Annotated in this window: 19 protein-coding genes; 10 read left to right on the forward strand and 9 right to left on the reverse strand. The window is 63.7% G+C overall.

Translation table 11 applies throughout. The features are described 5' to 3' along the window. The first annotated feature begins 91 nt into the window (after positions 1–91). Genes DK391_RS06370 through DK391_RS06385 form a run of 4 tightly spaced genes read left to right on the forward strand, consistent with a single transcriptional unit; the run spans position 92 to position 4,275 of the window. A complete protein-coding gene (locus tag DK391_RS06370; protein WP_109477139.1) occupies positions 92–820 on the forward strand; it encodes a GntR family transcriptional regulator in 729 nt (242 codons plus the stop codon). Continuing rightward, positions 820–1,866, forward strand: a complete 1,047-nt coding sequence (locus DK391_RS06375) for an ADP-ribosylglycohydrolase family protein (RefSeq protein WP_109477140.1) — start codon at positions 820–822, stop codon at positions 1,864–1,866. The genes DK391_RS06370 and DK391_RS06375 overlap by 1 nt, the downstream gene beginning before the upstream one ends. 31 nt (positions 1,867–1,897) lie before the next feature. After that, positions 1,898–3,349: a cytosine permease gene (locus DK391_RS06380; protein WP_109477141.1), complete on the forward strand. Its 1,452-nt coding sequence runs from the start codon at positions 1,898–1,900 to the stop codon at positions 3,347–3,349. Then, entirely contained in the window at positions 3,346–4,275 is a 930-nt protein-coding gene (locus DK391_RS06385) for a PfkB family carbohydrate kinase (RefSeq protein WP_109477142.1), read from the forward strand. The genes DK391_RS06380 and DK391_RS06385 overlap by 4 nt, the downstream gene beginning before the upstream one ends. A 35-nt stretch (positions 4,276–4,310) precedes the next feature. Here DK391_RS06385 and DK391_RS06390 read toward each other — a convergent pair whose 3' ends face one another. The 5 genes from DK391_RS06390 to DK391_RS06410 form a co-directional block, all read right to left on the reverse strand. Next, complete coding sequence (locus tag DK391_RS06390; protein WP_109477143.1) at positions 4,311–5,168, reverse strand: IclR family transcriptional regulator; 858 nt, start codon at positions 5,166–5,168, stop codon at positions 4,311–4,313. Positions 5,169–5,291: 123 nt separating this feature from the next. Beyond that, positions 5,292–6,689, reverse strand: a complete 1,398-nt coding sequence (locus tag DK391_RS06395; RefSeq protein WP_109477144.1) for an MFS transporter — start codon at positions 6,687–6,689, stop codon at positions 5,292–5,294. A gap of 113 nt (positions 6,690–6,802) precedes the next feature. Then, positions 6,803–7,639 (reverse strand): sugar phosphate isomerase/epimerase, encoded by an 837-nt coding sequence (locus DK391_RS06400; RefSeq protein WP_109477145.1) that lies wholly within the window; start codon positions 7,637–7,639, stop codon positions 6,803–6,805. 44 nt (positions 7,640–7,683) lie between these two features. Next, entirely contained in the window at positions 7,684–8,295 is a 612-nt protein-coding gene (locus DK391_RS06405; protein ID WP_109477146.1) for an NIPSNAP family protein, read from the reverse strand. Further along, positions 8,292–10,040, reverse strand: coding sequence for an FAD-dependent oxidoreductase (locus DK391_RS06410; RefSeq protein ID WP_109477147.1), 1,749 nt, complete (start codon positions 10,038–10,040; stop codon positions 8,292–8,294). Before DK391_RS06410 ends, DK391_RS06405 begins: the two co-directional genes overlap by 4 nt. Before the next feature lie 105 nt (positions 10,041–10,145). Between DK391_RS06410 and DK391_RS06415 the strand changes: the two genes are divergently transcribed. The 3 genes from DK391_RS06415 (at position 10,146) to DK391_RS06425 (ending at position 13,949) form a co-directional block, all read left to right on the forward strand. Then, positions 10,146–11,054, forward strand: a complete 909-nt coding sequence (locus tag DK391_RS06415; RefSeq protein WP_109477148.1) for an NAD(P)-dependent oxidoreductase — start codon at positions 10,146–10,148, stop codon at positions 11,052–11,054. A gap of 173 nt (positions 11,055–11,227) precedes the next feature. After that, entirely contained in the window at positions 11,228–12,070 is an 843-nt protein-coding gene (locus DK391_RS06420; protein WP_109477149.1) for a shikimate dehydrogenase, read from the forward strand. Positions 12,071–12,179: 109 nt separating this feature from the next. Then, complete coding sequence (locus tag DK391_RS06425; protein ID WP_109477150.1) at positions 12,180–13,949, forward strand: FAD-binding protein; 1,770 nt, start codon at positions 12,180–12,182, stop codon at positions 13,947–13,949. Between the two features lie 14 nt (positions 13,950–13,963). On the opposite strand, the gene DK391_RS06430 is transcribed toward DK391_RS06425, so the two are convergent. Then, complete coding sequence (locus DK391_RS06430) at positions 13,964–15,376, reverse strand: cation:dicarboxylase symporter family transporter (RefSeq protein WP_109477151.1); 1,413 nt, start codon at positions 15,374–15,376, stop codon at positions 13,964–13,966. A gap of 27 nt (positions 15,377–15,403) precedes the next feature. Beyond that, positions 15,404–16,774, reverse strand: a complete 1,371-nt coding sequence (pcaB, locus tag DK391_RS06435; protein ID WP_109477152.1) for a 3-carboxy-cis,cis-muconate cycloisomerase — start codon at positions 16,772–16,774, stop codon at positions 15,404–15,406. A gap of 158 nt (positions 16,775–16,932) precedes the next feature. Between pcaB and DK391_RS06440 the strand changes: the two genes are divergently transcribed. Together DK391_RS06440 and DK391_RS06445 are read left to right on the forward strand one after the other, a co-directional pair. Beyond that, positions 16,933–17,670, forward strand: a complete 738-nt coding sequence (locus DK391_RS06440) for a GntR family transcriptional regulator (RefSeq protein WP_109477183.1) — start codon at positions 16,933–16,935, stop codon at positions 17,668–17,670. A gap of 148 nt (positions 17,671–17,818) precedes the next feature. Beyond that, entirely contained in the window at positions 17,819–18,529 is a 711-nt protein-coding gene (locus tag DK391_RS06445; protein WP_109477153.1) for a hypothetical protein, read from the forward strand. A gap of 66 nt (positions 18,530–18,595) precedes the next feature. Here DK391_RS06445 and DK391_RS06450 read toward each other — a convergent pair whose 3' ends face one another. Further along, positions 18,596–19,594, reverse strand: coding sequence for an NAD(P)H-quinone oxidoreductase (locus DK391_RS06450; RefSeq protein WP_109477184.1), 999 nt, complete (start codon positions 19,592–19,594; stop codon positions 18,596–18,598). 195 nt (positions 19,595–19,789) lie between these two features. On the opposite strand from DK391_RS06450, the gene DK391_RS06455 reads away from it, so the two are divergent. Then, positions 19,790–20,656 (forward strand): LysR family transcriptional regulator, encoded by an 867-nt coding sequence (locus DK391_RS06455; protein ID WP_109477154.1) that lies wholly within the window; start codon positions 19,790–19,792, stop codon positions 20,654–20,656. Here the strand turns inward: DK391_RS06455 and DK391_RS06460 are convergent. After that, positions 20,651–22,687 (reverse strand): FUSC family protein, encoded by a 2,037-nt coding sequence (locus DK391_RS06460; RefSeq protein WP_109477155.1) that lies wholly within the window; start codon positions 22,685–22,687, stop codon positions 20,651–20,653. The two genes, DK391_RS06455 and DK391_RS06460, sit on opposite strands and share 6 nt — an antisense overlap. Positions 22,688–22,732 lie beyond the last annotated feature (45 nt).

Below are 22,732 nucleotides of genomic sequence, written 5' to 3' on the forward strand. Positions count from 1 at the left end.
CATGTGCATACTTGTGCCTTTTGGAAGGCACACTGCACGCGCCGGCGAACGCCGGCGTGCGCGCACACCGTTCTCTGACAGGAGACTGAAGATGGTCCGTAAATCGGCCAGGGCAACCGACGTCGGGCGCTCGAAGGCACACATGGTTGCAGCCGCACTGGAACGCGACATCCTGACGGGCAAGCTGCCGTACGGGCAGCAACTGGAAAGCGAAAGCGAACTGGTCGAACGCTTCGCCGTCAGCCGCAACACCGTCCGCAAGGGACTCGACCTGCTGACGACCAGCGGCCTGATCACGCGCAAAGGCGGCATCGGCTCGTTCGTCACGTTTCACGGGCAGACCATCGATGGCTCGCTCGGCTGGACCACGGCGCTCGAACAGGCCGGTGGCAATCCTCAAACGAAGCTGCTGCAGATCGCGATCATCGAAGACGACGCGCTCGCGCAAGAGCTGGGACTCGACACCACGCGCTTCGTCGCCATCGACCGGATGCGCGTGATCGGCGATCCCGCCGCCGCGATTTCGCTCGAACGCAGCCGCCTGCCGTTCAGCGACGATCTCGCCACGCTGCCGCTTGAAGGTCTGGTAGGCGGCTCACTGAACCGCACGCTCGCCGAACACGGCATGGTGGCCGATCACGGCGAGCAATGGGCCGAAGTCGTCAGTCTCGAAGCCGACGATGCACGCCTGCTGAAGCGCCGCAGCGGCACCCCTTTTCTGCGCTCGCGCCGTCTGACGCGCGACCGCGACAACGCGATCATCGAGTACGTCGTGAGCTTGCTCGATCCCGCGCATTTTGCTTTGCACCTGGAATTCTGATGTCTATGCCGTCCTCTGCTACTTCTCCCTCCGACGCCGAGCGCTTCGATCGCGCGCGCGGCGCATTCTATGGCCTCGCACTCGGCGACGCGTTCGGCATGCCGACTCAATCGCTGAGCCGTGTCGATATTCAACAGCGCTATGGCCGCATCACGCGGCTGCTCGATTCCGATGCCGATCAACCCATCGCGCCGAACATGAGCGCAGGCTCGATCACCGACGATACCGAGCAGGCCGTCCTCGTCGCGCAACTGCTGGTCGACGGACACGGCACGATCGAACCGCGCGAATTCGCGCAGCGGTTGATCGAATGGGAAGCGCAGATGAAGGCGCGCGGCTCGCTCGATCTGCTCGGCCCGTCCACGCGCCGCGCGACGCAGGCGATTCTCGACGGCGAAGACGTGATGCTCGCGGGCCGCTTCGGCACGACCAACGGCGCGGCCATGCGCGTGACGCCTGTCGGCATCGCTGCGTCGATTGCGAATCCAGAAGGGTTTATCGATGCCGTGGTCGGCTCGTGCGTCGTCACACACAACACCACGCTGGGTATCGCGAGCGCGGCGGCGGTTGCAGCGGCTGTGTCGGCGGGTATCGATGGTGCGTCGCTGCCGGATGCGCTCGCACACGGCGCTGCGTTCGCGGACCGTGGCGAACAACGCGGCTTCTGGGTCGCGGGCGCGCGCATCGGCGCACGTCTGCGCTGGGCCGCGGATCTCACCACGCACATCACCGGCGACGCACTCGCCGATTACCTGTACGACGTGGTCGGCACATCGGTCGCGTCGCAGGAATCCGTGGTCGCGGCTTTCGCGCTCGCACACGACGCCGCCCACCACGGCACCGACATCACCACGTCACTCGCGACAGCGGCGAGCCTCGGCGGCGACACCGACACCATCGCCGCGATGCTCGGCGCGATGCTCGGCGCGTGCGCGGGGTACACGGCGCTGCCACCAGAACCCGTCGAGACCGTGATCCGCGTGAACGCGCTTGATCTCGATCCTCTCATCCGGCAACTGCTCGACCTGCGCGCCTCGCGCGGTTAAAGCGCTGCCACAACCCGTCCCAGGAGACCAGATGGCTTCGTCCAGCAATTCCGCCAACGCAGGCAAGATCGAGGCGCGCGGCATCGAACCCGTGCCCGAGAACGAATGTCGCGGCCATCCACTGCAACTTTTCTGGGTCTGGTTCGCGGCGAACATCAGCATTCTCGGCCTGCCGCTCGGCGCGACGCTGGTCGCGTTCCAGCATCTCGCTATCTGGCAGGCAATCCTCGTCGCCGTGATCGGTGCGGCAGGTTCCTTCGCGATTGTCGGCGTGATCTCGATTGCGGGACGGCGCGGCCATGCGCCGAGTCTCACGCTGTCGCGTGCGATCTTCGGCGTGCGCGGCAATATCGGCCCGACCATCGTGTCGCTGCTATCGCGGCTCGGCTGGGAAACCGTCAACACGACCACTGGCGCTTATGTACTGCTGTCGCTGTTTTCGATTCTGTTCGGCACCTCCGCCGATGCGAAGGCATCGCCGGGTCTGACGCTCGCGTTCATCGCCGTGTTCGTCGCTGCGACGCTGGTTGTGTCGGGCCTCGGCCACGCGACGCTGCTGGTGATCCAGAAGTGGTCGACGTGGGTGTTCGGCGCACTGAATCTGGTGGTGGGCGCCTTCCTGGTCGGTTCGATCGACTGGCACGCGGTGTTCGCGGCGGCGCCTGCGCCTGCCAGCGCGGTGATCATCGGCATCGGCACGATTGCGGCGGGCACGGGCATCGGCTGGGCCAATGCGGGCGCGGATATGTCGCGCTATCAGGCATCGACGGTAAAGGGCGGCTCGCTGGTCGCGTCGGCTGCGTTCGGTGCGGGCATCCCGCTCGTGCTGCTCGTCACACTCGGCGCGCTGCTGTCCGTCGGCAATGACAAGCTCGCATCGGCCACCGATCCCATCGCTGCGATCCGCGATCTGCTGCCGCACTGGATGGCGATTCCGTATCTGATCGCCGCGTTCGGCGGGCTGCTGCTGTCGAACTATCTGTCCGTGTACTCGGCGGGTCTGACTACGCTCACGCTCGGCCTCAAGGTCAAGCGCGTGCAGGCGGTTGTGGTCGATATCGTCGCGATCTCGACGGGCTCGGTGTACTTCATGCTGATCGAGGGCAGTTTCTATGGCCCGTTCATCGGCTTTATCTCGCTGCTCGCGGTGCCGATCACGGCATGGGTCGGCATCTTCGTGGTCGATCTGTTTGGCCGCGACACCTATCGCGCCGACGCCTTGCTCGATGTCAGCCCGCGCAGCGCGTACTGGTATCGCAACGGTATCGAATGGCGCGCGTTCGGCTCGTGGGCGCTGGCGATTGTGCTCGGCTTCTGTTTCCTGTCGATCGGTGGCGAGCACGGCTTTCATGGACCGCTCGCCGATACCTGGCTCGGACACAACGGCCTCGGCTGGATCGTGACCTTCGTGGTCGGCGGCGGCCTGTATGCGCTGCTCGGCGGCGCAAGGCGCACTCAAGGTTTGCAGGAGAGCACGACATGACACAAGCAGTACCCCGTCTGATTCACACGGGACAGGTTCTGGTCGATCTGGTGATGCGCGTCGGTGAATTGCCGACGCCCGGCGGCGATGTATTGGCCACCGATTCGAAATTCGAAGTGGGCGGCGGCTTCAACGTGATGGCCGCCGCGCGGCGCAGCGGCATGGCTGTCGTCTATGCGGCCGGGCATGGAACGGGCCGTTTCGGCGATATGGCGCGCGCGGCGCTCGCCGCAGAGCAGATCGACGCGGCTGCCGCGCGCAGTGCCTCGCGTGATTCGGGCATCTGCGTCGCAATCGTCGATGCGACGGCTGAACGCACCTTCGTCACGCATCTGGGCGCGGAGACGGAACTGGATCGCGCGGTGCTCGACGGGCTGGCAGTGACCGCGCGCGACATCGTCTATGTGAGCGGCTACAGTCTGTGCGTGGCGGGCAAGAGCGCGACGTTGATCGACTGGATCGACGCGTTGCCGGACGACGCGCGCATCGCCTTCGATCCCGGCCCGCTCGTCGATTCGATCGATCCGGCGCTGCTCGCGCGCATCATGCGACGCACACGCATCTGGACCAGCAACTGCGCCGAAGCGCTGCTGCACACGGCATGCGCGACGGCGGAAGCGGCACTGGCGGCGCTTGCATCGCGGCTGCCAGCGGACGCGTTGACCATCGTGCGTGATGGCGCGCACGGCTGTCTCGTGGCGATGGGTAGCGATGTGCAGCGCGTGGAAGGGTTCGAAGTGGAACCCGTCGATAGCAACGGCGCAGGCGACGCTCATACGGGCGTATTGCTGGCGTCGTTATCGGAAGGCTGCTCAGCGGTTGAAGCGGCGCGGCGCGCGAATGCAGCCGCCGCAATTGCCGTCACGCGATATGGACCGGCAACGGCGCCACGGCGTGAAGAAATCGACGCGTTGATCGCACGGTAGTCAGCGCCACGTAGATGCGGCGTTACTGAAAAATCCTACGCCTTGGCAGCGACCCGTCCCCGCTTCTTCGCTGCCGTCGTCTTGCTGGCTGCAGGCGGTTCGGCCGCGGCGGCCCGCTTGACCAGCGGCGATGACAGCGTCGCCGCGCCCATATCCGCTGCCGCGCTCAGCAAAGACGGTGCAAGCTCCTTCAGACGCGCTTCCGGCAAACGGCTCGTCGGCCCGGCAAGACTCACGATCCCCACCACTTCATCCGTCACCGGGTTGCGCACGGGCGCCGCAATCGATGTCATGCCCGCTTCATACGTTTCGATTGCCACGCCGTAGCCGCGTTGACGCGCGCCGTTCAGATCCTTGAGGAACTGCTGGATCGTCTTCGGCGCACGCGGCGCATTCGTCGATTTCGGCCCGAGGCCACCCTGCTTCGACACCAGTTCGATTGCCCGTTCATCGGAGAGCGTGGACAGCCATGCCTGCCCGCTCGCCGTGCAATGCAGCGGCGGCTGGCTGCCCATGTCCGGGTCGTAACGCAACCCCGACTTCGCGCCTTGCGCCTTGCCGACAAACGTAATGTGATCGTCCTCGACCACGCCGAGACGCGCCAGTTCGCCAGAGCTTTCTGCCAGCCGGTCGAGCACCGGCTGCGAAATATCGGCGACGCCGCTCGTCGACAGATAGATCAGGCCCAGCGACACCAGTTTCAGCGCGAGCATGTACTCGCCGTGATCTTCGTCCTGCCTCACGAAGCCTTCGTCGATCAGCATGGACAGCAGACGGTGCGTGCCGCTGCGCGGAATGTTCAGCGTGTCGGCAATCGCCGCGAGCGGCATGCGGCCGCCATTCTTCGCCAGCAGTTCGAGCACCGCCAGCGCCCGCTCCAGGTTGCCTGCCATATTGCACTCTCATTCAAACAGTCCAGAGACAAATGAGAACACGATTCCACACTGGAATTCAAGCAGTTTCGGATGACGGTTCGATTGTGGACGTGCGATGCCCGGTTGACGCTCCGTCGCCCTTCAGTGTCCGGCGCCCACACTCACCTGCGCAACCGGCCCGTTGTGCCGCGCGCCCTTCAGCAGCACGCCCGCTGCACCGACCACGGCAGGCACGGCGAGCGCCATGAACACCTCGCCGAAGCTCCAGTTCGCGTGCAGCATCGACGCGCCGAGCATCGCGCCCGCGATCCCGCCGAAGCGGCCGACACCCAGCATCCAGCTCGTGCCCGTCGCGCGCATCGAGGTCGGATACGAACCCGCTGCCAGCGCGCAGAAGCCAGTATTCGAGCCGTTCATGCAATAGCCCATGCCGAACGCGAGCACACAGATCGTGCTGAAACCATGTGCCGCCGCACCCATATACCAGGCGAGCAGGCCGCCCGCCAGCACAGTCAGGCCCAGCGCACGATGCGGATTGAAGCGGTCCATCTGCCAGCCGATCAGCACCGCGCCAATCGTGCCGCCCGCCTGAAAAAGCGCACCGACGACAGCCGCTTCAGCGAGCGTGAAGCCGATGCCGCGGATCAGCGTCGGCAGCCAGTTGCCGAGCAGATACACCGTGAGCAGACCGGCGAAGTAGCAGATCCACAGCATCACCGTGCCGAACGCGTGCTCGCGAGAAAGAATCGCGCGCACGGGGCTGCGTTCCGCGCGTTCCGGTTCGTGCGACACGAAACGCGTCGAGTCACTGGCGGCACCGGGTTTCAGACGGTTGAGCACGGCAACGAGACGCGTGCGGCGGCTTTCCTTCAACGCCAGATAGCGCGCCGATTCCGGCAACCATTTGATCAGCACGGGCACGTACAGAATGGGCAGCACGCCGCCGAGCAGCAGCACCGAATGCCATCCGTACGCGGTAATCAGCCACGCGCTGACGAAGCCGCCGCCCGCCGCGCCGAACGTGAAGCCGCAGAACACGACCGTCACCATCAACGCACGACGATGCGGCGGCGCATATTCGGCCATCAGCGTCGCGGCGTTCGGCATCGATGCACCGAGCCCGATGCCCGTCAGAAAGCGCAGCACCGTCAGCGATTCGACGCCCGTTGCGAACGCCGACGCGAGACTCCATACGCCAAAGAACAGCACGGCTGTGGTCATCACCGTCTTGCGTCCAAAACGGTCCGACATCGGCCCTGCACCAAGCGCGCCAAACGCGAGACCGAGCAGGCCGCCGCTCATCACCGGGCCGAGCGCGTCGCGCGGTATCGCCCACGCCGTGGAAAGCGATGGCGCGATAAAGCCGATCATCACGGTATCGAGGCCGTCGAGCATCACGATCAGCATGCACAACAGCAGCACGAAAAGCTGGAAGCGTCCGATCGGTTGATGATCGAGAAATTGTTGAACGTCGAGCGTGCGTTCGACGCGCTCAGCCGTTCCTTGCGCGGACTGTTTGGCCGCTTGCGAGAAGGTCATCGGGTGTCTCCGAAGGATTGTTCTTGTTATGTGTTCAGTAAGAGATGGCCAGCGCGCCGCCTGAAACGTTGTACGGCGGCGCGCAATGGCCTTAAGTCACAACGGCATTGCGCTTACGTTGCCGTCGCGTAGGCCTGTTCGATCACTGCGCGCGTCGCTTCATGCAGGCGGCGGGCACGTTCGACTGCGCCAGCGGTTTGCGCCCAGCGCTGCGTCGGCACTTCGACGCTGACAGGCAAATGCTCCGGTAACGCCCGCAGAATCCCGGCGAGATCGAGACCGCCTTCGCCCGGAATCATTCGCTCGCAGCGTGCCTGAAACAGCAGCGTATCGAGATCCGTGGGACGCTCGGCGGGCGCGTCGCAGAACTGCACATAGCCGAAGTATTCGCGCGGCAGCGCACGCAATGCGTCGAGCGAATCGCCTGCGCGATCGAAGTGAATCGGATCGACGATGAGCCCCGTGTTGCGTACACCGCTCGCTTCGACAATCCGCGCGCCCTCGGCAATGTTCTTCACGTCCGTCCACGGCATCGGTTCGAGCGAAGGCGTAATGCCGAGCGGCGCAGCGATCTCGCACAACCGCGCGAGCCGATCCGCGGTGCGCGCTGCGTCGGGATCGTTGCCCGCCACCAGCGCAAAACGCGCGCCGAGTTCCGCGGCCGTTTCGAGCATCGGCTTGTATGACGCGACATCGGTATCCGGCTTGAGCCGCAAAATCTCGACATCGAGCACGCGCATGCCGGTGTCTTTCAGCACCGCAAGCGTCTCGCGCTTCAACGCGGTATCGCCGACAATTTCATGCTGCACTTCATGATCCGTCGCGGGCAGCAGACGCAAGCCGACGAAGTCGTAGCCCGCGTCCACCGCGCATTGCACCATCTGCGGCGGCGTCAGTTCCAGCACAGTCAGCGCGGACAGCGACAGCGCGCGCGCATGAGCCTGAGTCATCATGTCTCCTTTATCCAGTCCGAATCCTGTCGCACACGTGCCGCTCAGCGCAGTGGCGAAAACGGCGCGGGCATGTAGATCGTCGATTCCATCGTCGTCAGATGCGCGGGTCCGCCCTTCGGCGGCCAGATGCCATCCTTCACGGCTTCGGCGCGAATGCGCGAACGTTCATCGACACTCGCATACGGCCAGATGTTCAGAAAGCGCGGCACCGTGCCGTCGAGCGAATACATCGCGCCGATCAGCGGCGAACGTTTGGTGCGCTCGGGCACGGCGTTTTCCCACGCGTCGATGGTGTGCTGCAGGCTCACGAGCTTCGTGCCATACACGCGCATCTCGTAGATGCCACCATGCACAGCCGGTTCGATGGGCGGCAGGAACGGGAACAGCGCGTAGCTTTCCACCTTCACGTCGGTGACGAACTCGCCGCAGCCGAATGGATTGCCTTCGAGCAGCAGGCGCTTGCGCTCGTTCACCAGCGCCGCTTCCGATTCGAAGCCGCGCAACACCATCACCTTGCCGAGCGCGCCGATGTCCGAATACCAGCAACCGAGCAGCGTCGAGCCGGGTTGATTGCCGCTTGCCTTGATGCTTTCGAATACCTGCGCATTCGTGCCGATTTTCACCGTGAGAGTGACCGTGTCATACAGAGTCATTGCATGGTTCCTTGATGTGAAGAGGAAGATCCGGCGCGCGTCGAGGGTTGCGCTGCGCCGGCAAGAGAGAGTCCTGCGAGATAGCCGAATGTCATCGCCGGGCCGAGCGTGATGCCGCCGCTCGGGTAGCAGCCGCCCATCATGCTTGCGCTGTCGTTGCCGACTGCGTAGAGGCCGGGAATCGCGTGATCGTTGCGGTCGAGCACGCGGGCGTTCGCATCGGTGGCGAGGCCCGCGAAAGTGCCGAGGCTGCCCGGCAGCAATTTGACTGCGTAAAACGGGCCGTTTTCGATCGGCGCAAGGCACGGGTTCGGCTCGTGTGTGGCGTCGCCTTGCACACGGTTGTATGGCGTCGAGCCTTTGTGAAACTGCGGATCGAAGCCATCCTTTGCGTACGTGTTGTAGGCGCCGATCGTATTCTCGAGTCCTTGCGCGTCGATGCCGCACACCTTCGCAAGTTCAGCGAGCGTCGCGCCGCGCTTCAGGTAGCCGGAATTCACGTAGGCGGAAACAGGAAACGGAAACGGCTTCGAAAAGCCCAACCCATAGCGGCGCTGAAAACGGTGATCGCAGATCAGCCACGCGCAGACTTCCTCGCCGCGCGGCGTCGTGCCGAGCAACGCTGAAATGAAGTCGTGATACGACGATGCCTCGTTGACGAAGCGCTGCCCTGCGCGCGTCACGGCGATCACACCCGGCTTCGCGCGTTCGATCAGATGCGCGAAAGCCACGTCGTTGCCGCCGCGTTGCGGCACCAACGAAACAGGCGCCCACGCGGCGGGCGCATCGAGTGAATCGTCGAAATGTCCACCAATCGATTCACCCAGGCGAATGCCATCGCCCGTATTCGAGCGCGGCGCCGCGGACCAATGCTCGTGGCCTGAAGGCGTATAGGCGAACGTGCGCGCGCGCTGCGCGACATCATGCGGATAGCCGCCGCATGCGAGCACGACGCCGCGCGACGCCCGCACCTCGTGCACCACGCCGTCGATCTCCACACGCGCACCCGTGACACGCGCGTCATCGCGCAAGAGGCCGATGGCTTTCGCATTCGTACGAAGATCGACCTTGCGATCCGCCGCCGACTTCAACAGACGCGCCACCAGCGCATTACCGTTGACGAGATGCATCGAGCGGCCATACCGCAGCTTCTGCCATGCGAATGCCGCGAGGCGCCGCGTCACGTAAAACGCAGACTTCACCGAGCGCGTGGCACGATAGAAATGCGCCAGATCCTGACCTGACGCCAGCGCCATGCCCTTGATCGTCATTACCGTGAGCGGCTCGCGCAGTTTGCTGATCAGCGGGCCGAGTTCCTTGCCGTCGAACGGCATCGCGCACACCGAACGGCCACCCGTCGACGCGCCAGGCGTAGTGTGGAAATCGGGAATGCGGTTGCCGTCGATGAAACGCACGGCCGTGTTTTGCTCGAAAAACTCGATCATTTCCGGTCCACGCTCCAGCAACGCATTCGCCTTGTCTGCATCGAACTGCGCGCCGAGTTCGCTCTTCAGATACGTGCGCGGCACGTCGATGTCCTCGCGGATACCGGCGCGCGTCGCCAGTGGATTGCGCGGAATCCACATCCAGCCGCCCGACCATGCCGTCGTGCCGCCGAACACGTCTTCCTTTTCCGCGACCATCACGCGCAAGCCCTGTGCTGCCGCCGTGACGGCAGCCGACAGTCCGCCTGCGCCGGAACCCAGCACCAGCACATCGCATTCGAGTATCGGTTCACGTTTCATCTTCGGTTCTGCTCAATCAAATTCTATGGAACGAACTTTCTTTGTGGAATACTATTCCAGTAATGACGATCTTGCAAAGTTTTTGTGGTGACACGGAGGAGCGATATGCGAGTGCTGGTAACAGGCGGTAGCGGTTTTCTCGGGGCGTGGATCATGCGGCGACTGCTGGCGCACGGCATCGAATGCGTGGCGTTCGATCTGCAGGCGAAGCCGCAATTGCTGCACGCGCTGGCGCCTGAGCAGGCGGATTCGGTTCAATGGCGCACGGGCGATATCGCGCAAGCCAGCGACGTGACGCGCGCGCTGGACGGCTGCGACGCCGTGATTCATCTGGCAGGCATCCTGACACCCGATTGCGCAGCCAACCCGGTGCGCGGCGCGCAAATCAACCTGATCGGCACGCTGAACGTCTTCGATGCGGCCCGCGCGGCGGGTTTGCAGCGCGTGCTCTATGCGAGCAGCGCGGGCGTATTCGGCCCCGACGACGGTGCGACGCCGTATCCGCAAACGCACTACGGCGCGTTCAAGCTCGCGTGCGAAGGTTCGGCGCGTGCGTACTGGAACGATCACGGTATGGCGAGCGTGGGCTTCCGGCCGCTGGTCGTGTACGGCGCGGGGCGCGAGACGGGATCGAGCGCGGGACCGAGCCTCGCATGCCGGGCCGCCGCGCGCGGAGAGCGCTATACGATGCCCTTCAGCGGATCAACGGGTTTCGTGTACGCCGACGATGTCGCCGCCGCTTATCACGCTGCCTTGCTGCGCGACGTGGAAGGCGCGCATGCATTCACGCTTGCGGGAGAAATCGCTTCCGTGCAGACGGTGATCGACGGAATTCGCGCGATCGTGCCGGACGCGCACATCGGTGCAGCAGGCACGCCGTTGCCCATCGCGACTGCCTTTCCGCACGATCCCGCACTACAGCGCCTGTTGCCGGATCTGCCGCATACCCCGCTGGAAGGAGGCTTGCGGCAGACGATTGCGTTCTATCGTCAGGCGCACGCAGCGCATCGCTGACGATCAATCGCCCTCGGTTCGCCGGCGCGAATCCAGGTAAATACCCGGATATTGTGAAATAGCCACTTAATATGGAATACTATTCCACAATCAACTCCTATTCATCGGATGCCTTTGCCGTAACCAGTGTGCAAACGGCTACCGATGCCCGTTCTATTTTCGAGGTAAACAGCATGACCCAAACAACTGCAAGCCACGTCGCCGTATCGCTCGATGAAGGACTGAGCGGCGCAACGCGCGTGTACTTCATCGTCGGCGATCCGATTGCCCAGGTGCGTTCGCCCAAGGGCGTCACAGCTGCGCTGCGTGAAGCAGGACGCGATGCGCTCGTCGTGCCCGCGCATGTCGCGCCGGATGATCTCGCGGCATTCTTCGCCGGCGTGACCCAGATGCGCAACGTCGATGGCGTGATCATCACCGTGCCGCACAAGTTCAGTGCGGCAGGCTTCTGCACCACGCTAACGGAAGAAGCCGATTTTCTCGGCGCAGTGAACACACTGCGGCGCACCGCCGATGGCAGCTGGCACGGCGGCATGTTCGACGGCACCGGTTTCGTTGCCGCACTTCAGGACGCGGGTTGCAATCTGCAAGGCAAACGCGCGCTGCTGATCGGCGCAGGTGGCGCAGGCTCGGCGATTGGCCACGCACTTGTGATAGCAGGCGTCGCGTCGCTCGATGTGCGGGACAACGATGCGGCGCGCACGGGTTCGCTGGTCACCCGCCTCGCGGCGATGCAGCGCGGCGCGGTGCAGGTAGCCGCCGCCGACGTCGAAGCACAGGCGTATGACGTCGTGATCAATGCATCGCCCATGGGCATGCGCGCCGACGATCCGTTGCCCATCGACGTATCGCGCCTGCCCGCTTCCACCTTCGTCGGCGATGTCGTCACCAAGCCGCCGCTCACACCGTTCATCGAAGCGGCGCGCGCACGAGGCTGCCCGACCGTGACGGGCACGCAGATGTTCGGCCGCGTGTGCGACCGCATGGTCGACTTTCTGCTCGACGCCAAAGTGTGAGCATTGCGCGTAGGCAGAATCGGCCCGCGTTTGCAGCGCGGCCACGAAAGGTATGGCCGGGTCGCCAGGAACATGGACAAGCGACAAGGCAACGCAGGAGACGGGAAACATGAATTCGGGCAGCACCATCCATTGGGACGAGGAAGTCGATGTACTCGTATTCGGCGCGGGCGCAGCCGGCATGACAACCGCGCTGATCGCGCATCATGAAGGGCTGGACGTTCTGTTGTGCGAGAAAACCGACGCGGTCGGCGGCATTACGTCGACGTCGGGTGGCACGACCTGGGTCCCTGGCACGCAGTTGAGTGTCGATGCGGGCGTGCCCGACAGCGTCGACGATGCGCGCCGGTTTCTGCAATCCGTGGTGGGCGAGCGTGGCGGCGACGCTGCGCGCGAGGCTTTCCTGCAAAGCGGCCCGCTCGCCATCGACGAATTGCAGCGTATCAGCGACGTGAAATTCGTCGCCGCCGCCGCGCATCCCGACTACGTGACAGGGCCGGGTGCGGCGTTCGGTGGCCGTGCGCTCGCACCCGTACCTTTCGACGCACGCGTGCTGGACAAGGATTTCTCGCGTGTGCGCCCGCCGCGCAAGGAGTTCATGGGTCTGGGCGGGATGATGGTCAATCGCAGCGATCTGGGCGCGCTGCTCAGCCCATTCGCTTCATGGAACAATTTCAGGCGCACGCTCGAAGTGGTGGGCCGCTACGCGCTCGACCGCACGCGCTTTGCACGCGGTACGCAACTCGTGATGGGCAACGCGCTCGCAGCGCGGCTTTTCTACAGCTTGCGCAAGCGAGGCGTGGCCGTGCGCTTCGAAGCGCCGCTCGTCGAACTGGTTCGCGAGCAAGGGCGCGTGACGGGCGCGGTGGTCGGTTCGCGCGACGGCGTGCAGCGGCGCATCCGTGCGCGCCGCGGCGTCGTGCTGTCGACGGGCGGCGTCACGCGTCATCCGGCGTTGCGCAAGCAGCTGTTTCCGGTTGCCGCGCAACCGCTGTCGCTATCGCCCGATACGCACACAGGCGATGGCGTCAGCAGCGCGCTCGCAGTCAACGCTCAACTCGAAAACGGCGGGGACAGTCCCGGCCTGTGGATGCCCTGTTCGATCCGCCGTTCGCCGCACGGTGAAGACAGCGTGTGGCCGCATATCATTCTCGACCGCGCGAAGCCGGGGCTGATCGCGGTGAACAACCGGGGCGAGCGCTTCGTCAACGAGTCGAACTCGTATCACGACTTCGTGATGGGCATGCTGCGCGACGACGGTGACGGCGCCAGCGTGCCCGCGCATCTGATCGTCGATGCAGACTTCATTCGCGACTACGGGCTGGGTCTGCTGATGCCGGGCCGCAGCCGCGCGCGCATTGCGGCGTTCGAGCGCGCCGGGTATCTCGTCAAGGGCAATACGCTGGCCGAACTGGCAGCGAAGCTGAGCGTGGACGCTGCCGGACTCGCACGCACTGTCGAGCGCTATAACCGCGATGCAGCAACGGGCAACGATCCCGCCTTTGGCCGCGGCTCGAGCCCGATGAGCCGTTTCAATGGCGACGCCGCGCAGAAACCCAATCCCTGCATCCGTCCGTTGGGGCAAGGCCCGTATTACGCCGTCACAGTCTGGCCTGCCGATCTCGCGTGCAGTGCCGGACTCGGCGGCACGGAGAACGGCGAAGTACTCGACGCGAACGGCAGCGTGATACCGGGGCTGTTTGCGTGCGGCAACGATCTGGCGTCGATCTTTCGCGGCACGTATCCGGGTCCGGGCACGACTTTGGGCCCGGCTATCGTGTTTGGATGGCGTGTGGCCAAGTTCATCGCGGGCAAGCTCGATGACGGCGCGTCAGCCAGCCCGGCGCGCGTGGATGCCCGCGTGAACGCGTTGCACTAACGCAATGGCTTCATCTAGTGGGAAGCACTCGCGCGCTTGAGCGTGACGGCTGAAGGCTGGCGTTGACCGCTACCAAGGTCTTCCGGCAGCAGCGCGCCGCCGCTCAGGCCGTCGTCTTCGCGAGCGGTATCCGGATAACGCTCGGGATACAGATGACGCTGCGCGCGCTGTGCGTCGAAAGTGCCCGACCATCTGGCGACGACCACCGTCGCCAGACTGTTGCCGATCGTGTTGCACGTTGCAATCGCCATCGACATGAAGCGGTAGACACCGAAGATCACCGCAAGACCTTCGACAGGCAAAATACCCGTCGACGTGACCGTCGCGGCGAACACGACGAACGAGCCGCCCGACACCGTCGCCGCGCCTTTCGACGTCAGCAGCATCAGCAGCAGAATGCCGACCTGATGCTCGAAGGTGATCGGCACGTTGTACGCATGCGCGATGAACATCACGCCCATCGACATGAAAATCGACGTGCCGTCCAGGTTGAATGCATATCCCGTCGGCAGCACCAGTCCAACGGTCTGTTTCGCGCAGCCAAGGCGTTCGAGCTTGATCAGCAGGCGCGGCAACGCGCTTTCGGATGACGCCGTGCCAAGCACGATCAGGATTTCATCCTTGATATAGCGCATGAAGCGCCACATGCTGAAGCCCGCCAGCCGCGCGATGGCACCCATCACCACGATGACGAAAAGCCCGATCACCGCATAGAAGCTCAACACCAGTTGCGCAAGCGCGATCAGCACCGCCGTGCCGTTGCTGCCCACGGCGAACGCCACAGCGCCAAAGGTGCCGAGCGGCGCGAGCTTCATCACGAGATTGATGAACGAGAACAGCACCTGCGAAACGAGGTCCAGCCCTTCGTTGATGCGCACGCGACGGCTCTCGGGAATAGCGAGTATGCCGATGCCCACCATCACGGCCAGCACGACCACCTGCAGCAATTCACCCTTTGCAAACGCGCCGATGAAGTTATCCGGCACGAGATGCATCACGAACTCCGTGAAGCCTTGCGGTGCGGCCTTCGCGGCGATCGAAGGCATTGCGCCTGGTGTCACGGCCGTCATCCCTTTGCCCGTTTGCAGCAGATTGCCGGCGAGCAGCCCGACGGCGAGCGCGATCGTCGAGACGACTTCGAAGTACACGATCGAGCGCCAACCGACACGTCCCGCGCTTTTCACGTCACCCGCCGATGCAATGCCGTGCACGATCGTCAAAAACACCAGCGGCGCAACACCTGCCTTGATCAGCGCGAGAAAGATGTCGCCGAGTATTTTCAGTTGCGCGCCGAACTTCGGGAAGATCAGCCCGACTGCGATGCCCAGCACGAGCGACAGCAAAACCTGCATGCCAAGCTTGCGATACCAGGGCCGCTTGACGGGCGGCGCAATCGGCTCGCCGTGCGTTGCGTTGTCGTTTGTCATGGTGTGTGCTCCTCCACGAATCGTGGTTCAGATCTCGCTGGACAGCGCGAGCGCGCGATCGACCATCTGCGGTGCGAGGCCCAGATAGTTGGCGGGATCGATCATGTGGTCGATCGCGGCGCGATCGAAATGGCGGGTCACTTCGGGCAGCGCGGCAAGTGCTTCGGCCAGCGTGCCGCCCTGTTCGTTCACCGTGCGGCATGCGTCGTAGACGATGTCGTGCGCCTGCTGGCGGCCCGTGAACGGCGCCATCTGCATCATCACCGACTCCGCGACGATCAAGCCCTTGCTGATACCGAGGTTGTGCTTCATGCGCTCCGTATCGACGATCAGGCCGCCGAGCGCGAACTTCGCCTGGTGCAGCGCGCCCGAGGTCAGAATGAAACTCTCGGGAATCGCGATCCACTCCGCGTGCCACGGGCCCGTCGCGCGCTCGAAGTCCTGGATCATCGCGTCGACCATCAGGCCCGCCTGCTGGCGCACCGCTTTCGCCGCTGCCAGCATCAGTTCGCTCGAAATCGGATTGCGCTTCTGCGGCATCGTGCTGCTCGCGCCACGCCCTTTGACGAACGGCTCATACACTTCGCCGAATTCGTTGGACGCCATGATCATGATGTCGGTCGCAATCTTGCCGAGCGAACCCGTGACCAGCGCGAGCAGATTGACGGCTTCGGCAAAGCCATCGCGTGCGACGTGCCACGTGGTGGCTGGCACGCCGAGCTTCAGTTCATGAGCGAGCGCCTTCTGCACGTCGAGACCCTTGTCGCCGAGCGAAGCGAGCGTGCCTGCCGCGCCCGCGAATTCGACCACGGCGACGCGCTTGCGCAACTCGGCAATGCGCTGCTGATGACGGTCGAACATCGCGAGCCAGATCGCGACCTTGTAGCCGAACGTGACGGGCAGCGCCTGTTGCAGATGCGTGCGGCCTGCCATCGGTGTGTCGCGATGCTTTTTCGCCAGCCCGGCAAGGATGCCGCGCAACTTGCGAATGTCCGCATCGATCGAGTCAAGCGCGTCGCGCACCTGCAGCGAGACCGCTGTATCCATGATGTCCTGCGTGGTGGCGCCCCAGTGCACATAGCGGCCCGCCTCGCCACACATGCCGACCAGCTGATGCACGAGCGGCAGGATCGGATACCCGACGATGTCGGTCTCCTCGCGCATGTGATCGAAATCGATGCGCCCGATCTGCGATTCGCGCGCAATCACTTCCGCCGCTTCCGCCGGAATCACGCCAACGCGCGCTTCGGCTTTCGCAAGCGCAACTTCGACGTCGATATAGCGCTGCACCAGCGCGTGATCGGAAAACACGGCGCGCATTTTTGCCGTGCCGAAAGCGTCGCGAAACAGAATCGAATCGATGACGGTGCTGGAAAAAGCGATGGAGCGGGTGTTCATGGCGGCTGTTGCCTCAATCAAAACGGGTTCGGATGGCACTGGAACATATCGGCTTACTCCTCAATATGTCCGGACATATTCAAGATAATATGTTCGAACATATGATTCAAGCTATGATTTACCCTGGATCAGCGCTGCCTCACCCCCCGATCACCAAAATGAACAAGCCCCATTACGCCGACATCGCCCGCGACCTGACGCAGGGCATCGCCAGCGGCCGTTTTCCCGTCGGCTCGTACCTGCCGACCGAACTGGAACTGCGCGATCAGTACAAGACCAGCCGCCACACGATTCGCGCGGCGCTGCACGAGTTGCAGCAGTTGGGCATCGTGTCGCGGCGCAAGAACGCCGGCACGCGGGTGGAATCGGCGCAGCCGAGGAACGATTTCCGTCCATCGCTGGCGTCGGTCGAGGATCTGGTTCAGTTCGGCTCGAAGCATCAGCGCGTGGTGCAATCGACGGGGGAAATCGCAGCGGCTGGACCACTGGCCAAACGCCTGCGCTGCGAGGAAGGCGAGCGATGGCTGCGCGTGTCGAGCTTGCGCGTCGATGGAGATGGCAAGCGGCCGCCTGTCGGCTGGACCGATGTCTATATCGATCCCGGCTATGCCGATATCGCCGAGTCCGCGCGCGAGCAACCCGACACGTTGATTAGCTCGCTCATCGAGGCACGCTACGGGCGCCGCGTGTCCGAGATTCAGCAGGACGTGCACGCCGTGAATGTGTCGGCGGAAATGGCTGCCGTGTTGCGTGTCGAGCCTGGCAGTGCCGCGCTGGAGATCGTGCGGCGATATCTGGATTCCGCTGGCGTCGCGTTCGAAGTGTCCGTCAGCTTGCATCCGGCTGAACGGTTTTCGGTGTCGATGCGCCTGAAACGGTCTGAGGACGCTGGCTGAAAGCGGCGCTTCTTTGGCGTGCTTCCTTTCGCGCAATTACAAAGCATCAAGTCTCATGCGGCGTGCCCGATAACCCGATTGCACATCCGTACCGTGCATCCGAATCCCGACCGTCGCCCAAAGCGCTGAACAAAGGAAGCGTCAGCCCATGTCGCCTGATCCGATCAACACGAACACCTCTGTCACCACGCCGCCACCGCCCGAGCCGCCCGTCGCAAAGGATGCATCGGCGGCAACCAGCACGCCCGATGGCGGCAACGATGCGCTGATGGCAGCCCTCAAACGCACGTTGACGCGACTCGGCATCGACGCATCGACGGGCCTGACCGTCAGCGACAACTTCAACGGCAACACCGATGCATTGTCGTTGCCGAGGCGCGTCAGTGCATCGAGCGCATCGCTGATCGCGGCGCTTTATCAGGCACTCGAATTGCAGCAGTCGATTGCGATTGCCAATGGACTCAACACGTCAGGCAATGAAACGAGCGACGCGATTTCCAGCGTGTCGGATGTGCAATCATCCAGTTCGGTTGTCAGCGGCTATCGCGATCTCGGCGCGCAGATTGCCGATCTGGCGAAGCTGTCGGGCTCCGTCGCGAGCGACACCGACACCGATACGGATGAATGGGACTTCGGTATCGACGATGCGAGCAACACGTCGAATGCCAGCGCCGGAGCGGGCGATCCGATGACGGACGCTATCGGACAGTTGAATCAGGCGCTGCAGGATCACGTGGCAGCGCTGGTGCAAAATGGAAACGCGAAAGTCTCGCTGGGCGCGTTGCTGAATGGCTTATCGGATGAGACCAAGGGCGTTCAATGGCGGCCGGTTGGCGTGCTGATCGATGTGAAGGCGTAGCGGCTCGGGGTTGGTGAGCGCGCCACGCTCTACGTCTTTCCGATGTACTCGAATCCGTTGGCGATGTCAGACCGCGCGCGCCGCGCGCGTGGTCAGCACAACCTTGCCGATGTGCGCACCCGACTCCATCAGCGCATGCGCGCCACGCGCGTCGTTGAGATCGAAAGTGCGATAGATCACGGGCTTCACTGCGCCGCTTTGGATCTGCGGCCACACCATCTGTTCGAGCGCCTCGATCAACGCGGCCTTCTCTTCATGCGTACGCGAACGTAGCGTCGAACCAATGTGCGTGAGGCGCTTGGTCAGCATCGGCATCAGGTCGAGCGTTTGCGCTGCGCCCTTGATGATGCCGATCTGCACGATACGGCCATTGATCGCAGCCGCCGCGTAGTTCCGCGCGACATAATCGCCGGCAATGATGTCGACGATCACATCCACGCCTCGTCCATCCGTCTCGCGCATCACGGCATCGACGAAGTCCTCATCACGGTAATTGACCGCGACATCGGCACCGAGCGCGAGGCTGGCGGCGCGTTGCGCATCGGAGCTGACCGTGGTGATGATCTTCGAGGCGCCGAATGCCTTCGCGAGCATCGTCGCCGTGGTGCCGATCCCGGATGCGCCACCGTGTATCAACACACTTTCGCCTGCTGCAAATTTGCCGCGCTGAAACAGGTTCAGCCATACCGTAAGGAACGTCTCGGGCATCGCCGCCGCTTCGATCATCGACAGACCTTGCGGGATCGCCAGCGTGTTGCTCTCGTGCGCGACCGCGTACTCTGCATAGCCGCCGCCCGGAATCAGTGCGCAGACCAGATCGCCGACGCTGAATCGCGTCACCGAACGCCCCGCCGCCACCACCTCGCCCGCGACTTCGAGTCCGGGAATATCCGACGCGCCCGGCGGCGGATCGTACAAGCCCTTGCGTTGCAACAGGTCGGGACCGTTGACGCCGGCCGCGTGAATGCGGATCAGCACTTCGTCGTCTGCGGGGGTGGGAACCGGGCGCGCGACGGGTGCGAGCACATCCGGGCCACCCGGTTGCGTGATCTCGATTGCCGTCATCGCCGTGGGAATTGCATGTGCGCCAGTTTCGTGTGACACGATTTCATCCTGTTCAGATTGCCGGATGCACCGCGGATTCGAGTCATTCACCGAATCGCTGCATCGGATGAAAAAAGTGTAGCGACGCAGGGAGCGCTTGACACGCAGCGAATTGCCGATCGTATGATGCAAATTTGCATCACGCCGGGAGCAGTCATGAACTGGGACGACGCGCGCATTTTCGTTGCGATTCATCGGGAAAGAACCTTGCGCGCCGCCGCCCGCGCGCTCGATATCGATCAGGCAACGGTGGGCCGCAGACTTGCCGCGCTCGAGCACGCGCTCGGCGCGACGCTGTTCCTGCGCACCTCGACGGGCTATGAACTCACCGCCGTCGGCAAGACCGCAATCCGTGCCGCCGAAGCGATGGAGCAATCCGCGCACGATCTGGTGCGGCACGCGCAAGGCGTCGACAAACGCCTCGCCGGCGAGGTAAAGCTCTCGACTACAGACGCGTTGAGCCAGGAGTTCGTCATGCCCGCAATCGCGCGCCTGCATGCGAAGCATCCGGATGTTTCGGTGATGCTCGACACGACCACTCAGGTTCTCAATCTCGCGAAGCGCGAGGCCGACATCGCGATACGCACCGTCAAGCCACGCAATCCGGATCTGCTCGCGCGCCGCCTCGCGCGCTGGGACGTCGGCCTTTACGCGTCGCCCGACTATCTGCGGCGACACGGCGAGCCGGTGCCGGGCGAGCGGTTCGCCGGACACGATCTGGTGGTGTATCAGCCGTATTTCGCCAGGGAGCGCACGCCCGTCTTTCTCGGCGAACCGCTGACGGATGGGCGCATCGTTGCGCGTCTGAATGCGAACCTGACATTGCGCGCAGCGCTCAGGGCCGGACTGGGCATCAGCCTCCTACCCGTGCCGATGGCCGAACGCGACGGGCTGGTGCGGATCTGGCCGGATCGGTCGAACGACGAGGCCTATGAAGTCTGGCTCGTCACGCATCAGGATTTGCGGCACACGGCGCGTATTCGCGTGACGATCGACGAGATCGTGCTGGCGTTCGGCTCATAGCGGCGTCGCGCCCGGAAACAGCGACAGCCTGCATCCAACGAACGCATGCAACGCGCCTCTGCGCAGCTTGTTACCGGGCGCGCCGGGATCGGCTGCGAAATCCGCCATCAGCCGTGTCACGGCGGCGTCGACGTCTGCTGCGAGCGTGGGAGGCACGGCCACGCGCGCACCCGATTCGAGACATGCCTCATAGTACGAGCGCACGCCGTCGAGCACGCGATCCAGCAAGGCCGTCAACTCTAACGGCAGCTTTGCCGATGCTCTGCGTAGATCGAGTGAATTGAGCGCGATGCGCATATCGCGCAAGCTTTCAGTGGAGGCGTGCTTGTGATCCTCGCTCGGCGCAACACGCGGAATCAGCTGCATGAGCCGGTCGAGCATGCGCGCATTGAGGTCGCGCTGCTGATCCAGCGACAGCGTCGACGTGCTGAGAACGACGTCTCGCCAGCTCGACCGCGTCAGCCGGGCCGCCGCTGCATCCGTTCCGAACGGTCGAATGACGCCCGTCATCACCGACGCGAACAGCACACCGGCCAGCCCCGCGAGATTGCCATTCATGAAAGTCAGAAAGTTCGCGTCGTAGGCACTGTCGATGCCGAGGAAGGTCGCCGTGGTCAATGCCACCAGTGTCGATATCAACGCCCATTTCGGACGCGGCATCAATAACCCGAGCGGCACAAACACGAACGAGAAGAAGATGACCAGCATGCCGAAGTCCTGGCCGCTCGGCAGCACGACAAACAGATAGAAAGCTGAAATGACCACGCCTGTTGTCGCGCACTTGAGGAACGTGATCATCATGGGTACAGGCTCGTCGAGTGCGGCGAAGAAGCAGACGCCGATCGCGCCCAGCGACACGGCCGCCGCGCCATCCTGCCAGCCTGAAGCGATCCACAGGCACGACGAAACGAAGATGACCAGCCCGGCCGAACTGGCGGAGAACAGTGCGAGGCCACGGTCGAGAAACGCATGCCGCGTGCCGATCCGCCAGTGGCGAAAGCGTGGCCGCCACTTTCCGCCAGCCTGAACGACCGTTCGGCGTAACGTCTTGCAGTCCACCCACAGATCGATTAGTTGCCGCAAGCGGGCGAGCGCACTCGATAACAACGCGGCCTGCCAGTTCGTCAGTTCGCCGTGCGCCGGGTCCAGTTGCGCAATGCGGGCGCGCAGGCGCGGGGCGTCACGCTCGGGATCGTCGCTCAGCGGTGCATCCATCCAGGCGCCGATGTCGCGCAGCAGTTCGTCGAGATCGGCGTGCACGCCTGGGGCCGCTTTTAGCGCTGCAGCGAGTATGTCCGCGAGTGACGAGGTGATCGGCAGGATCAGTTGCATGCGGCCTTGCAACTCCTCGCTGCGCGCGAGAATCGCGGGGCTGACATGATCGTACGCAAGCTGGCTCAACAGGAATTCGAAGCCGCGCACACCCGATGCCATCTTCTGACGGCTTGCCGATACCACCAGGCCACCGACCCGGCCCGCCAGCGATTCGCGCATATAGAGCGCGGTCTCGTGAAACCACGAGTCGGTTCGTTCGATCAATGTCGGCGCCAGCCTGCTTGGAAAAACGACGCTCCCTACGATGCTCGCGCAAACGATGCCGAGCGTGATCTCTTCGGTTCGCGCGACGGCCACATCGAAAATGCTCAGCGGATTCGACAGGGCGGGAAGCGCGATTACCGATAACGAATAACTGGCGAGCAAAAAGACGTAGCTGCGTGCGGTGCGGGTCGAAATCGAAATGTAGACGAACAGGCCCGTCCACAAGGCGATCACCGCGCTCAACAGATAAGGCGTCTCCGCAAACGGCGGCACGAGCAGGACGGAAGCCAGCGCGCCGAGCACCGTGCCGAACACGCGATAGAGCGCCTTCGATCGTGTCGCGCCGACGAACGGATTCGACACGATGTAGACCGATGCCAACGCCCAGTATGGTCTGGGAAGATCGAAGTAGAACGCGATGTAAAGCGCAAGCATCCCCGCAGCGAAGGTTTTTAATGAAAAGATCCAGTCACGCAGCGAAGGAAGGTTCATCGCGAATGATCACGCTGGAGATCGGTCTCCTGCCCAGCGGCGTGG

The organism is Paraburkholderia sp. C35, assembly GCF_003121405.1.
Taxonomy (GTDB): Bacteria; Pseudomonadota; Gammaproteobacteria; order Burkholderiales; family Burkholderiaceae; genus Paraburkholderia.